General features: G+C 65.9%; 13 protein-coding genes. 5 read left to right on the plus strand and 8 right to left on the minus strand.

The annotated features are described in order from the left end of the window. Positions 1–152 precede the first annotated feature (152 nt). From LZ005_RS12320 to LZ005_RS12335, 4 genes are all read right to left on the minus strand, one after another. A complete protein-coding gene (locus LZ005_RS12320) occupies positions 153–851 on the minus strand; it encodes a transposase (RefSeq protein ID WP_237808374.1) in 699 nt (232 codons plus the stop codon). A gap of 86 nt (positions 852–937) precedes the next feature. Continuing rightward, entirely contained in the window at positions 938–1,624 is a 687-nt protein-coding gene (locus LZ005_RS12325; RefSeq protein WP_237808375.1) for a response regulator transcription factor, read from the minus strand. Positions 1,625–1,743: 119 nt separating this feature from the next. Further along, positions 1,744–2,757 (minus strand): sensor histidine kinase KdpD, encoded by a 1,014-nt coding sequence (locus LZ005_RS12330; RefSeq protein WP_237808376.1) that lies wholly within the window; start codon positions 2,755–2,757, stop codon positions 1,744–1,746. Between the two features lie 3 nt (positions 2,758–2,760). After that, the gene (locus LZ005_RS12335; protein WP_237808377.1) at positions 2,761–5,874 is read right to left on the minus strand and encodes a DEAD/DEAH box helicase; all 3,114 of its coding nucleotides are present in this window, start codon (positions 5,872–5,874) and stop codon (positions 2,761–2,763) included. Positions 5,875–6,016: 142 nt separating this feature from the next. Between LZ005_RS12335 and LZ005_RS12340 the strand changes: the two genes are divergently transcribed. The 3 genes from LZ005_RS12340 (at position 6,017) to LZ005_RS12350 (ending at position 9,317) form a co-directional block, all read left to right on the plus strand. Continuing rightward, the gene (locus LZ005_RS12340) at positions 6,017–8,359 is read left to right on the plus strand and encodes a Tex family protein (protein ID WP_237808378.1); all 2,343 of its coding nucleotides are present in this window, start codon (positions 6,017–6,019) and stop codon (positions 8,357–8,359) included. Positions 8,360–8,434: 75 nt separating this feature from the next. Next, positions 8,435–8,749: a Grx4 family monothiol glutaredoxin gene (gene grxD / locus LZ005_RS12345; RefSeq protein WP_237808379.1), complete on the plus strand. Its 315-nt coding sequence runs from the start codon at positions 8,435–8,437 to the stop codon at positions 8,747–8,749. After that, positions 8,742–9,317 carry a UbiX family flavin prenyltransferase gene (locus tag LZ005_RS12350; RefSeq protein WP_237808380.1) on the plus strand — a complete coding sequence of 192 codons (576 nt, stop codon included), beginning with the start codon at positions 8,742–8,744 and terminating at the stop codon, positions 9,315–9,317. Before grxD ends, LZ005_RS12350 begins: the two co-directional genes overlap by 8 nt. A gap of 210 nt (positions 9,318–9,527) precedes the next feature. Here the strand turns inward: LZ005_RS12350 and LZ005_RS12355 are convergent, their stop codons facing one another. From LZ005_RS12355 to LZ005_RS12370, 4 genes are all read right to left on the minus strand, one after another. Then, positions 9,528–9,710 (minus strand): hypothetical protein, encoded by a 183-nt coding sequence (locus LZ005_RS12355; protein WP_237808546.1) that lies wholly within the window; start codon positions 9,708–9,710, stop codon positions 9,528–9,530. A gap of 217 nt (positions 9,711–9,927) precedes the next feature. After that, positions 9,928–10,338 carry a hypothetical protein gene (locus tag LZ005_RS12360; RefSeq protein ID WP_237808381.1) on the minus strand — a complete coding sequence of 137 codons (411 nt, stop codon included), beginning with the start codon at positions 10,336–10,338 and terminating at the stop codon, positions 9,928–9,930. A gap of 278 nt (positions 10,339–10,616) precedes the next feature. After that, a complete protein-coding gene (locus LZ005_RS12365) occupies positions 10,617–11,060 on the minus strand; it encodes an SRPBCC family protein (protein WP_237808382.1) in 444 nt (147 codons plus the stop codon). Between the two features lie 9 nt (positions 11,061–11,069). Beyond that, positions 11,070–12,110, minus strand: a complete 1,041-nt coding sequence (locus LZ005_RS12370) for an MBL fold metallo-hydrolase (protein WP_237808383.1) — start codon at positions 12,108–12,110, stop codon at positions 11,070–11,072. Positions 12,111–12,166: 56 nt separating this feature from the next. Between LZ005_RS12370 and LZ005_RS12375 the strand changes: the two genes are divergently transcribed. Further along, the gene (locus tag LZ005_RS12375) at positions 12,167–12,565 is read left to right on the plus strand and encodes a MerR family DNA-binding transcriptional regulator (RefSeq protein ID WP_237808384.1); all 399 of its coding nucleotides are present in this window, start codon (positions 12,167–12,169) and stop codon (positions 12,563–12,565) included. Between the two features lie 81 nt (positions 12,566–12,646). Next, on the plus strand, positions 12,647–13,831 hold the full coding sequence (locus LZ005_RS12380; protein ID WP_237808385.1) for an isovaleryl-CoA dehydrogenase: 1,185 nt from the start codon (positions 12,647–12,649) through the stop codon (positions 13,829–13,831). The last annotated feature ends 12 nt before the right edge of the window (positions 13,832–13,843 follow it).

A 13,843-nucleotide genomic window follows, 5' to 3' on the forward strand; every position in this document is an offset into this window, starting at 1 on the left:
TCGGGGTCAGACCCCATTTATCCATCGAGCAAGGCTGCGTGCAGCGATATCCGGAGGGTGCCATGGCGCACACGGCTTGATTGCTTGCTCCTCGGATAAATGGGGTCTGACCCCGATTTATCTGGGGAGCAAGGGTGTCGGGGGGCGTTGTTTCAGGCGGGCGCGGCGGTCTTGAACGGGCGGCCGCGCCGGCCCGGCAGCACGGCGCGCTTGGTCTTCTGGGCCAGCTGCTGGAGGAAGGGGGCGCTGCCCAGAGGCAGACCTTTGATCGCGCTGTCCGTGATCTGGCGGGTCTGCTCGGGCGCCACCGCGTCCTCGAACAGGGCCTGGTAGGCGGCTTCGCGCTGGAAGGGGGTGTTGCCGAGCGCCCAGTAGAGCGGGTGGTCGGTGATCAGGGGGTCGGCCCGCATGCCGGCATGGTGGGCATAGCTGGACCACACATACTCGGCCTGCGCACTGACCAGTCCGGCGCGCACGGGATTGAGCTCGATGTAGCGCATGCAGGCCAGCAGATAGTGGTCGGCATCGACGACCGAGGTGCGAAACCGCCCTTCCCACAGGGTACCGCTGCGCTCATGGCGGCGGTTGAAAAATGGCACGTAGAAGCGGCCGACGCGCTGCATCATCCGCGCCAGGCCGGTCTCGTCCTGCGGCGTGGCGAGGATGTGCACATGGTTGGGCATCAGCACATAGGCATGGACCTGGACGCGGGTGGCCTTGGCCGCCTCGCGCAGCCAGTCGAGATAGGCCGCACAGTCCTCGTCGGCCTCGAATACCGCTTGGCGATTGAGGCCGCGCTGGATGATGTGGTGCGGCAGACCGGGAACGATGAGACGGGATTGACGGGACATGCGCCTATTCTAGCAGCAATCCGTTTAATCTGTCCCTATTTAAATCCGCAAAACGCGGATCTTACATTGACTCTGTCCCGATTTATTCAGCCGAGGTTGAAACCGGCCGACAGGCTATAGCCCTCGCCATAGGCCGAACGCAGCGGCAGGTCCTGGCCGAGGCCGGTGCGGGCCTTCTTGCGCAGGCGGTAGACCAGCATGTCGACGCGGCGGCTGGCCTCCGGATCATCGCCGCCCATGCCGGCCACGATCATTTGGCGCGGCACCGGCCGGGTGTTGATGGTCAGCAGGTGCAGGAAATTGCATTCCTTTTCCGTCAGGTCGATCACGGCGCCCGACAGTTCGAGCTGGCGCTGGGCCAGGCGCAGCGTCCACTTCGATTCGGCCGCGCTCGGCTCGTGGTGCTGGGGACGCACGCGCCGGTCGAGCGCCTCGATGTGGGCGGCCAGTTCGGGGAATTTGATCGGCTTGGTCAGATAATGGTCGGCGCCCAGGCGCAGGCCCATGATGCGGTTGTCAAAGGCCACGCGGCCGGTCAGTACCAGCAGGCCGATGCCCGGGTACAACTGGCGCAGGCGCGGTATCACATTGAAGCCGTCCTCATCGGGCAGGCCAAGGTCGAGCACGACCACGGCGGCCGGATTTTTGGTCAGGGCGGCCCACATCTCGGTCGCCGAGGTGGCGATCGTGACTTCGTGTTTCAACTCGGTGAGAAACTCCGCCATGTCGCTGGCGTACTCACCATTGTCCTCAACAATCAGAATCTGCGTCATGGGTGGGGCTGTTTTCCTCGTGGTCTTGGTCTTGCTTCGCCCTTCGCCGGGCGTGGCGCCTACCCGATCTCAAATGATCTTGCGAATTATCAACGCTGTCTTCCAGCGACGCAAGCATTTCAGGGCAGCGGCAAGCAAATCCGGAAGGCCAAACCGCCGTCTTTACCGGCGCGCGCGTCAAGACGTCCGCCCTGCGCTTCGATCACCGAGCGGGCCAGATACAGGCCCAGACCATGACCAGGATGGCCAGCCGCATTGCTGCCGCGAAAACCCTTCTGAAAGATGTCGGACACTTCGGCGGCCGGCAGGCCCGGCCCGTTGTCTGCTACCAACAATTCCAAACCAGCGGGTCCGGCATCGCCAGACAGGCTCAGGCGCGCGGGTGCCGGCGCGTACAGCAAGGCGTTGTCGATCAGCACTTTCAACGCGAGGCGCAGGGCCGCCGGATCGCCGCGCAACTGGGCCGGCAAGCTGCCGATCAAGAGGTCGACCTGGCGCCCGGCCTGGCGCGCCCGGCTGGCCGCTTCTTCCAGCAGCACGGCCGCTCCGAGCGGACGCGTGCGCGCCTTGTGGCCGGTTTCGGCCAGGCGGTCGGGCGACAGATAGTCCTCGAGCATGGCGAGCAGGCGATCGACGGCCTGCGCGATTCGGCGGTAGCGCTCGCGCGTCGGCGCATCCTGCTGCTGGCCAGTGGCCTCGAGGCGCTGGATGGCGCCATCGATGGTGGCCAGCGGTGTGCGAAATTCGTGGTTGAGCATGCTGGCGAAACGCTTCTGCGCCTGCAGGCGCTCGCGCTCGGCGCTGTTGTCGCGGATCAGGCCGATGACGGCGACAACGCGCCCCGCGTCCAGTTCGAGCGCCGACAGAATGCGCAGCGGCTGGCTGCTGCCATCGGGCCGCGCCCAGTCGAGCGTGCGTTCCAGCTGCAGACGGCTGGCGTCGCCGGCCTCGTAGCGGCGCACGCGCTCGGCCAGGCCCGCGAGCAGGGGCGCGAGCGCGCCCGCCTCGGTGCTGCCGAGCAGGCTGGCCGCGTGCGGCGACAGATAGCGCCAGTCGGCCTCGGGCCAGCCGAGCACGAAGGCGACACTGCCGTCGAGTTCGGCCAAGCGGCGGAACAGCGCGGCGTCCGCCATCGCTCAGTCTTCCTCGAGCGGGGCGAAGATGGCCTGCAGGTCTTCCTGCGTGAGCACCAGCTTGTTGTTCGCCTCGCCCTCGGCCAGCACCGATTGCGCCAGCTCGGATTTTTTCTGCTGCAGCTGCTGGATTTTCTCCTCGAGCGTGCCCTTGGCGATCAGTTTGTAGACGAACACCGGCTTGTCCTGGCCGATACGCCAGGCGCGGTCGGTGGCCTGCTGCTCGGCGGCCGGATTCCACCACGGGTCATAGTGAATGACCGTGTCGGCCGCGGTCAGGTTCAGCCCAACGCCGCCGGCTTTGAGCGAGATCAGGAAGATCGGCACGGCGCCCTGCTGGAAGGCGGCAACCTGGGCCGCACGGTCCTTGGTTTCGCCGGTCAGCAGCGCATACGGAATGCGGCGCGCGTCGAGCTCTTCCTCGATCAGTTCGAGCATCGAGGTGAACTGCGAGAACACCAGAATCTTGCGGCCTTCTTCGAGCAGATCGTCGACCATCTGCATCAGGTCGGCCAGCTTGGCCGAGGCCGGGCCGCTCTTGCGCGCCGGCAGGGCTTTGACCAGACGCGGATCGCAGCAGACTTGGCGCAGCTTGAGCAGAGCTTCGAGAATCACGATCTGGCTGCGCGCCACGCCCTTCTTGTCGATTTCCTCGCGCACCTTGCGGTCCATGGCCAGGCGCACCGTTTCGTACAGGTCGCGCTGGGGGCCGCTGATCTCGACCATGCGCACCATCTCTGTCTTGGCCGGCAATTCCTTGGCCACATGGTCCTTGGTCCGGCGCAGCAGGAAGGGCTTGATGCGGCGGTTCAGCAGCGCGCGCCGCAGCGGATCGTCCTGGCGCTCGATCGGGTGGCGGAACTGGGCATTGAAGCCCTTCTCGTCGCCCAGCAGGCCGGGCAGCAGGAAGTGGAACTGCGACCACAGCTCGCCCAGGTGGTTTTCGAGCGGCGTGCCGGTCAGACACAGGCGGTGGCGGGCCGGCAGCAGGCCGGCGCTCTGGGCCGCCTTCGAGCGGTTGTTCTTGATGTAGTGGGATTCGTCGAGAATCACCAGATGGTAGCTGTGCTCGCGCAGCTTTTCCTCGTCGCGCGGCAGCAGCGCATAGGTGGTCAGCACCAGGTCGGCCGTGGGAATCTGGTCGAACTGGCCGACCCGCTCTTTGCCCTGCAGCAGCAGCACGCGCAGGCTGGGCGCGAAGCGGCGCGCTTCCTCGACCCAGTTGGTCATCAGGCTGGTCGGCGCGATCACCAGGGCCGGCGCGTCGAGACGGCCGGCTTCCTTTTCGGTCAGGATGTGGGCCAGGGTCTGCACGGTTTTGCCCAGACCCATGTCGTCGGCCAGGATGCCGGCCAGATCGTATTCGCGCAGGAACTGCATCCAGGACAGGCCGTCGAGCTGGTAGTCGCGCAAGGTGGCCTGCAGGCCGGCCGGGGCCGTCGCCTTCTGGATCGAGCCGAACTGGGCCAGCTTGCGCCCCGTTTCGCGCAGGCGCTCGCCGCCGCTCCACTGGAAGGGGCCGCCGCGCGCCAGGTCTTCGAGCCGGGCCGCGTCGAGCGTCGACAGCTTCAGGCGCGGCTTGATCTTCTCGCTGAAATACAGCTCGCCGAGCGTGGCCAGGATCGGGCGCACGCGGCTCCAGGGCAGGGCCACGCGCTTGCCGTCGGGCAGGGTGGCCAGCATCTGGTCGTGTTCGCCATGGGCGGCCAGCACGTCGGGGTCGAAGTCCGCAGGCGCCAGGCGGATCATCTGGACCAGCACCGGCAGCAGCGGCACGCGCTTGTCGTGCACGTGGATGCCGAGCTCGAGTTCGAACCAGGCGTGGCCGGCTTCCTCGGGCTCGAAAATATCGGCATACCAGTCGCCCACGGGCTCGAGCTCGTAGCGGTATTTATTCGCCTTCTGCACCTGCCAGCCGGCGGCCGTCAGCGCGGCCAGGTCGGTGCCGGCAAAGCGGATCCAGTGCGCCTGCGATTCGAGCTGGAGCGCGCCGGACAGGCCCGACAGCGGCGTCGAGGCCGGCTTGCGAAAGCCCAGCGCGCTCAGGCGGGCCAGGGCGGCCGCTTCCTGCTCGGTGTTGCGGACGATGATTTCGGTGGTGTCGCCCAGCTGGCGCACCACGCGCAGGCTGGGGTCGAAGGCGATTTTCTCGCCGTCATAGTCGAAGGACAGCACCGCATAGTCGTGCCAGCGCTGCGACAGGCCTTCCGGCAGGGCCACGGCGTCCAGCAGCAGCACCGGCCTGGGCTGCACGTCCTCGCGCAGGCGCTGCTGCAGCGGCTGCGGCAGCGGCATCAGGTTCGACAGGCCGTGCGCCAGCAACAGCTGGGAGACGCGCCGCTTTTCAGTGCCGCTCAGCACCGGGGCCTGGGCCACCAGGGCCTGCAGATCGGCCAGCGAGATGTCGACGCCGCCGCGGTTCAGATGCAGGGCGCCGCAGGACAGGTTGTCGATATACCAGGGCGGATCGGTCGGCAGCATGTAGTCGATCTGGTCGGCGCCGATGTGACGGGCGCCGGGGGCCGGCTCGACATGCCAGCCGAGCTTGGACGCGCGCCCTTCCTCGCGCCAGACCAGATTGGCCTGGCGTTCGGGGCCGGCCTGGAGCGGGTACAGCAGGCCATTCGCCATGTCCTGCCAGGAGTTGGCCCACAGCAGCTTTTCCTGCTCGAGCAGCATCTGCAGCAGGATGGCGCCGACCTTGCCCTTGGGCTCGGTGGCGGGACCGGCCGCCGTGCCGCTGCCCGAGCGCATGGCGATGAAGAAGCGCACCAGGTCCTCGTCCGGCCCTTCCAGATAGGCGGGCGGGGCCGACAGCAGGGAGAAGATTTCATTGACCGGGCTGGCCGCGGCCACGTCGCCGTTCGGGCGCAGGCGCGCCTTGCACAGGCACAGGGCCACATGGCGCCCGCCGCTGGTCGGCGCCAGCACGTACACGAACTTGAATTGCGCCGCTTTCGGATCCTTGAGCTCGGCCGTCAGGCGCGGCTGCGGATGGGCCGCCGCCTCGACGCGGGCGAGCCAGGACGCGACCGGCGCCGGCAGGCCATTGGCGGTCAGGGGGGCGGGCGTGGGCGCCGGGGTGCTCTCGTGCGGATCGAAATCCATCGTGCGCATGAACCTTTGCTTTCTTGTATCTGTTTCAACAACACCGGATATTATGACCCATCCGGGAAGGCTTGCCCACACCATCGGCCGCCATTTTGACGCGCGCCGCCGATTGCGTATCATGGCGGGCTCGATTCACATGGACCACCGTATGCTGCCCCCGATTGAACATCGCCTCGCCACCGAACTGTCGGCCAAACCGGCCCAGGTCGCCGCCGCCATCGCCCTGCTCGATGAAGGCGCCACCGTCCCCTTCATCGCCCGCTACCGCAAGGAAGCCACGGGCGGGCTCGACGACGTCCAGCTGCGCACCCTCGAGGAGCGCCTGCGCTACCTGCGTGAGCTCGAGGAGCGGCGGGCAACTATCATCGCCTCGATCAGCGAGCAAGGCAAGATGACCCCGGCCCTGCTGGCTGCGGTGCATCAAGCCGAGGATAAGACCCGGCTCGAGGACCTGTACCTGCCCTACAAGCCGAAACGGCGCACCAAGGCCCAGATCGCCATCGAGGCCGGCCTGGCCCCGCTGGCCGAAGCCCTGCTGGCCGATCCGACGCGCGATCCCGAACACGAAGCCCAGGCCTATCTGAAGGAGGCTTTCAGCAGCGAGGACGGGAATAATCCGGGCGTGCCGGACACCAAGGCCGCGCTCGACGGCGCGCGCCAGATCCTGATGGAACGGTTCGCTGAGGACGCCAGCCTGTTGCAGCAATTACGCGACTATGTCAACGAACATGGGGTCGTGACGTCCAAAGTCATCGCCGGCAAGGAAGACGAGGGCGAGAAATTCGCCGACTACTTCGACTACAGCGAGGCGCTCGCCAGCGTGCCCTCGCACCGCGCCCTGGCCCTGCTGCGCGGACGCCGCGAAGGCGTGCTCGAGGTCGCCCTGCGGCTCGACACTGAAGAGGAAAAGCCGAAGTGGGACGCGCCCCACAACCCGTGCGAGGCACGCATCGCCAAGCAGTTCGGCATCAGCGCCCAGGGGCGGGCGGCCGACAAATGGCTGCTCGACACGGTGCGCTGGACCTGGCGCGTGAAATCCTTCATGCACCTCGAAAGCGAACTGATGGGCGCGCTGCGCGAGCGCGCCGAGACCGAGGCGATCCAGGTGTTCGCGCGCAATCTGAAGGACCTGCTGCTGGCCGCCCCGGCCGGCCCGCGCGCCACCATGGGCCTGGACCCGGGCCTGCGCACCGGCGTCAAGGTGGCCGTGGTCGACGCCACCGGCAAGGTGGTCGACACCGCCACCGTCTACCCGCACCAGCCGCGCAATGACTGGCATGGCGCCCTGCACACCCTGGCCCAGCTGGCCGAGAAGCACCAGGTCAGCCTGATTTCGATCGGCAATGGCACGGCCTCGCGCGAGACCGACAAGCTGGCCCAGGACCTGATCAAACAGCGCCCCGAGCTGAAGCTGACCAAGATCGTCGTCTCGGAAGCCGGGGCCTCGGTGTATTCGGCCTCGGAATACGCGTCGCGCGAACTGCCCGCGCTCGACGTCTCGCTGCGCGGGGCGGTGTCGATCGCGCGCCGCCTGCAGGACCCGCTGGCCGAGCTGGTCAAGATCGACCCGAAATCGATCGGCGTCGGCCAGTACCAGCACGATGTCAGTCAGACCCAGCTGGCACGCACCCTCGACGCTGTCGTCGAGGACTGCGTGAATGCGGTCGGGGTCGATGTGAATACGGCCTCGGCCCCGCTGCTGACGCGCGTGTCGGGCCTGTCGGCCGCTGTCGCCCAGTCGATCGTGGCCTACCGCGACAGCCACGGCGCGTTTGCCTCGCGCCAGGCCTTGAAGGCGGTGCCGCGCCTGGGCGAGAAGACTTTCGAGCAGGCCGCCGGCTTCCTGCGCGTGATGCAGGGCGAGAACCCGCTGGATGCTTCGGCGGTCCACCCCGAGTCCTATCCGGTGGTCGAAAAGATCCTGGCCGACATCAAGAAGGGCATCGGCGAGCTGATCGGTGACAGCGCCACCCTCAAGCGCCTGCAGCCGGCCCGCTATGCCGACGAGCGCTTCGGCCTGCCGACCGTCAGCGACATCCTCAAGGAACTGGAAAAGCCGGGGCGCGATCCGCGTCCGGCCTTCACCACGGCCACCTTCAAGGACGGGGTCGAGGAGATCAGCGACCTGCGCCCCGACATGATCCTGGAAGGCGTGGTGACGAATGTGGCGGCCTTCGGCGCCTTCGTCGACATCGGCGTGCACCAGGACGGGCTGGTCCACATCTCGGCCCTGTCGCACCAGTTCGTGAAGGATCCGCATGCCATGGTCAAGGCCGGCCAGGTGGTCAAGGTCAAGGTGCTCGAGGTCGACGTCAAGCGCAAGCGCATCGCCCTGACGATGCGCCTGAACGACAGCGCGCCGGCGCCCGGCACCCGGCCCGAGCAGCGCGGCGACCGCAACGACCGCCAGCGCCTGCAACAGCACCAGCGCCAGCAGCCGGCCGCGGCCCAGGGTTCGATGGCGGCCGCCTTCGCCAAGCTGCGCGGCTAGGCCGGGCCGCGCAAAGCCGATGCCGCCGATTTCTTATAAAATGGCGGCATCTTTTGATTTTCCTTAGAGGTTGTTATGAGCGACGTGCAAACCTGGATTCGTGAAACCGTGACCAATACCCCGGTGGTGCTGTTCATGAAGGGTACGGCCCAGTTCCCCCAGTGCGGTTTTTCCGGCCGTGCGATCCAGATCCTGAAGGCCTGCGGCGTCGACAACATCGCCACCGTCAATGTGCTCGATGACGCCGAAGTGCGTCAGGGCATCAAGGACTACTCGAACTGGCCGACCATTCCCCAGCTGTATGTGAAGGGCGAGTTCATCGGCGGTTCCGACATCATGACCGAGATGTACGAGTCGGGCGAGCTGCAGAAGCTGCTGGCCGATGTCTGAACGTCCGCGCCGGCTGGTCGTCGCCATCACCGGCGCCACCGGCGCCGTGTATGGCGTGCGGCTGCTGCAGGCCCTGCGCCAGCAGGCCGGCGTCGAGACCCATGTGGTCATTTCCGAAGCGGCCAACCTGACCCTGCACCAGGAAACCGGGCTGCAGCGGCGCGAGGTCGAGGCCCTGGCCGATGTCGTGCACAGTCCGCGCGCGGTCGGCGCCAGCATCGCCAGCGGCTCGTTTCCGGTCGATGGCATGGTGATCGCGCCGTGCTCGATGAAAACCCTGGCCGCCGTGGCCCACGGCCTGGCCGATAATCTGATCGCGCGCGCGGCCGACGTCACGCTCAAGGAACGGCGCCGCCTGCTGCTGCTGGTGCGCGAAACCCCGTTCAACCTGGCCCATCTGCGCAATATGACGGCCGTGACGGAAATGGGCGGCATCATCTTCCCGCCGCTGCCGGCCTTCTACCACCAACCCAAGACCGTGGACGAGCTGATCGACCACAGCGTCGCGCGCGTGCTCGAGCTGATGGGCGCGCCACAGGCTCACGCCCCGATCTGGCAAGGCATGTAAAGCCGGCGCAGCCGCGCCCCGGGCCGCCATGGGTGCATGGCGGCCTTTTTTTGGCATGCGCGCAGCCGGACGCCCGGCGGGCGCCTGTTGCACAGAACGATGGATAAGCCTGCCCGCGCGACACCGGCTAGCGGTTGGACGCGGGGGACCGTGATGGAGTTCCAGAATCGGGAGCGCTGGCGCCCGGCTGTGGAACGCGCTCAGGGCCCGTTAGCGCTTATCGTTGTACCAGGCCGAAGCCTGTTTCCATTCCCGCGCGTCTTCGACCATGCGGCGGTGTTCGATGCGTTTGCGCATCACTTCCGCGTGCTTGGCGGCCGTCATCGGCGGCGCGGTCATCAGTTCTTTCAATTGTGCGGCATTGCTGTAGTTGCTTTTCAAAAGACGGCTCAAACCTGCTCTCCTTGATACAAGCAAACAAGGGTACAACCATTCCCGACCTCGGGAATCGGGCTATTGTGCATCAAAAATCTGGCAGCGGTATGACATATCGTAAAGATTTATCGGTCAGGCCACGGACAGAGATTGGAACAATGACATTCCATAAACAAAAAAGGCCGACACCGTCCGGTCAGCCTGTGTGCATGCACGTGGATTGTGAATCAGTTTGTTACTTTTGGTTATTGATTCGCACCAACATGCGGATGAATTCGCGTGCAATTTGACGATGGTGATCGTCCAGACGCTGCAAATCTGCAATCAGTTTGACATCGGCCGATTCGAAGCGCGACAGCGGTTCGCTGCTCGCCGCGCCCTGGGGCAGGCCCTCCTGGCTGCCGCCAAAGCGCAGCCAGTCGGCCGGGACGCCCAGCCACTGGGCGATCATGCGCAGCTTCTCCTGGGTGGGAATGGCCTCGCCCACCAGCCATTTACGGGCCGCGTGGACAGTAATCGGCCGACCCTCGAAGCGAATATTGAATTCGCGCGCCAGGCGGGTCGGGCTATCAGGAGAATAATGAGCGTTCTTCAGCGCTAGCTGGAGGCGCTCGCTAAAAGATTCACGTTCGTTCGAAGAATTCATTCTGGCACTATTTCACGCTCCGCTATGAAAGTCAGTCTATGAAATCTGTGAACCAGATATGACAAGCTGAATGGAAAAAATTTACATTCATATTGTCGTGGACCAACGATCATTGCAGTGCAAACGCGTTTTTGAAAAAAGACGGCTTCTCTTGTTAATTCACAGTTAATGTGCATCAAACAGGAAGAAAAAACGCGGTGCCAGTGTACGCCGTCCGCCACGCAGGCGGCGCACGTTACGTAAGAGATTGTCTTACGCAAAAATGAAACGGATCACGCTTATTTCTTGACGGGGCTGCGATCGGATCCGGCTTCGCAGGCCGTTTTGAGGCCCATGGCCTCCTGCTCCACATACTGTCGGATCATTTTGCCATAAATGATAGAGACAATGCCGGAAAGAAATCCGGAAAAGCGGATCGCCAGGCGCACGCGGCAGCCGTCACCGGCCGCGGCCAGCGCGTGTTCGGCCACCACGCTCAGGCCCGGCTGGCGCGCGCCCCAGGTGAAACCCTGGCCCGGCGTCCAGGCGCTGATCACCAGGGTGGCGGCGGCCAGGCGCGGCTGCTTGGTATGGACGCGGCTGCCGACGCCGGGCGCGCCCGGGCTCAGCAGCTTGACGCTGGTGAAGCTCGGGGTCCAGGCCGGCCACTGCTCCAGCTCGCTCATCACCTGCCACACGCGCGCGGGCGCGGCGGCGATCATGATCTCGGTGCGGTACTCCACGCTGACTCCTTAATTGAGGCTGAAATGCAGGACGCCGTCGGCATCCGCTGCGCGCCGCAGCATGCCTTCGTGCCAGAGTTTGTGCAAGTGGGCCAGGGCCTCGCCCAGCGCGAAGCTCAGCTGATGGGCGTCGAGCGGGCGTTTGAACATCAGTGGCACGATGCTGGCCGCCGTCTGCGGCGTGGCGCAGGCCTGGATGACTTCGGCCAGGCGTTCCGCATGGTGGGCGCGCAGCTGGGCGATGCGCGTGTGCAGGCCGCGGAACGGGCGCCCGTGCGCCGGCAGCACCAAGGTGTCATCGGGCAGGTCGGCATAGGCGCGCAGCGAATCGAGGTACTGGGCGAGCGGATTGGCTTCGGGCTCGACGGCGAACACCGAGACATTCGTCGAGATGCGCGGCAACACCATGTCGCCCGACAGCAGCCAGCCGGCCTCGGCGCAATACAGGGCCGCGTGCTCGGGCGAATGGCCGAAGCCGGCGATCACCTCCCAGCGCCGCCCGCCGATCTGCAGCGCCTGGCCGTGCTGCAGGCGGCGGTAGGCGTGCGGCACGGCCGGCACCAGCGAAGGGTAGTAAGACTTGCGCGCGCGCAGCTGGGCGAGCATGGCCGGGTCGCGCAGGCCATGGCGCTCGAAGTGGGGGACGGCGGCCGGGCCGTCGACTCCGGGCAGGGCCGCCGCCATCATGCGCGCGAACGCGTATTCGCCGGTCGTCATCCACAGGCTGGCGCCCGACTGCTGGCACAGCCAGTCGGCATTGCCGACATGGTCGGGGTGGCAGTGGGTGACGAACACCCGCCGCAGACGCCCCGCACCGCCCACCGAAGTGAGTACTTGCTCCCACGCCGTGCGCGTCGGCTCCAGGGCCACGCCGGTGTCGACCACGCTGAAGCCGTCGTCCTCATCGAGCAGCCAGAGGTTGATGTGGTCAAGGGCAAACGGCAGCGGCATGCGCAGCCAGCGCAGGCCGGGGCCGATCGGCAGCAGCGCGCCAGCGGCGGGCAGGGCCTCGCCAAACGGGTAGTCAAGTTGGGATTCAAGCCGGTTCATATACGCGCTACAATGATTGACGTTTACGGAAGATGTAGCCCATTCTAAGCCAAACCATGCCGACCTATACCATCACCGAACTGGCGCGCGAATTCGACATCACGGCGCGCGCCATCCGTTTCTATGAAGATCAGGGCCTGCTGAGCCCGAGCCGCGAGGGGGTCGGCGGCCGCAACCGTGTTTACACGCCGCGCGACCGCACGCGCCTGAAGCTGACCTTGCGCGGCAAGCGCCTCGGCCTGACCCTGTCGGAGATCAAGAGCATCATCGACATGTACGAGTCGCCCAAGGACACGGTGGCCCAGATCAACCGTTTCCTCGAAGCCCTGGCGCACCAGCGCGAGACGCTCGAACAGCAGCGCGAGGACATCGAAATGTCGCTGGCCGACATCAGCACCCACGAAGACGAGTGCAAGCGGCTGCTGGCCGAATACGCGGCCCAGACGCCGGCCTGAGGCACCCGGCTTGACGTTTACGTTAACGTCAAGCCGGCGTATCATGAGCGCCTTACCGCCTACTACCCCTGAGGAGACACCATGCTGCACCTTCCTGGCCTGACGTTTGACCACGGCGACGACATCGCTGCCCTGCGCGAAGCGGTGCAGGCCTTCGCCGCCGCCGAAATCGCGCCGCGCGCGGCCGAGATCGACCGCACCGACCAGTTCCCGATGGACCTGTGGCGCAAGATGGGCGAGCTGGGCCTGCTCGGCATCACGGTCGGCGAGGAGTATGGCGGCGCCAACATGGGCTATCTGGCCCACATCATCGCGATGGAAGAGATTTCGCGCGCCTCGGCCTCGGTCGGCCTGTCGTATGGCGCCCACTCGAACTTGTGCGTGAACCAGATCAAGCGCAACGGCAACGAAGCGCAGAAACAAAAATACCTGCCCAAGCTGATCTCGGGCGAGCACGTGGGCGCGCTCGCGATGTCGGAGCCGAACGCCGGCTCGGACGTGGTCAGCATGAAGCTGCGCGCCGACTTCAAGGGCGACCATTACCTGCTCAACGGCACCAAGATGTGGATCACCAATGGTCCCGACGCCGACACCCTGGTGGTCTACGCCAAGACCGACCTCGAGGCCGGCCCGCGCGGCATGACCGCCTTCCTGATCGAGAAGGGCTTCAAGGGCTTCTCGATCGCCCAGAAGCTCGACAAGCTCGGCATGCGCGGCTCGCACACGGGCGAACTGGTGTTTGAAAACTGCGAAGTGCCGGTCGAGAACGTGCTCGGCGGCGAAGGCAAGGGCGTGAATGTGCTGATGTCGGGCCTGGACTTCGAACGCACCGTGCTGTCCGGCGGCCCGCTCGGCATCATGAGCGCCTGCATGGACGTGGTGGTGCCCTACATCCACGACCGCAAGCAGTTCGGCCAGCCGATCGGCGAATTCCAGCTCATGCAGGGCAAGATCGCCGACATGTATGCGACCATGATGGCCTGCAAGGCCTATGTGTATGCGGTCGGCCAGGCCTGCGACCGCGCCACCACGGCCGAGCAGGTGCGGGCCCTGCGCAAGGACGCGGCCGGCGCCATCCTGTACTCGGCCGAAAAGGCGACCTGGATGGCCGGCGAGGCGATCCAGACCCTGGGCGGGAATGGCTATATCAACGAGTATCCGTGCGGCCGACTCTGGCGCGACGCCAAGCTCTACGAAATCGGGGCCGGCACCAGCGAAATCCGCCGCATGCTGATCGGCCGCGAACTGTTCGCCGAGACCAAGTAAATGCCGATGGTG

Origin of the sequence: Massilia sp. TS11 (assembly GCF_022012445.1) — a bacterium.
GTDB lineage: Bacteria > Pseudomonadota > Gammaproteobacteria > Burkholderiales > Burkholderiaceae_D > Telluria.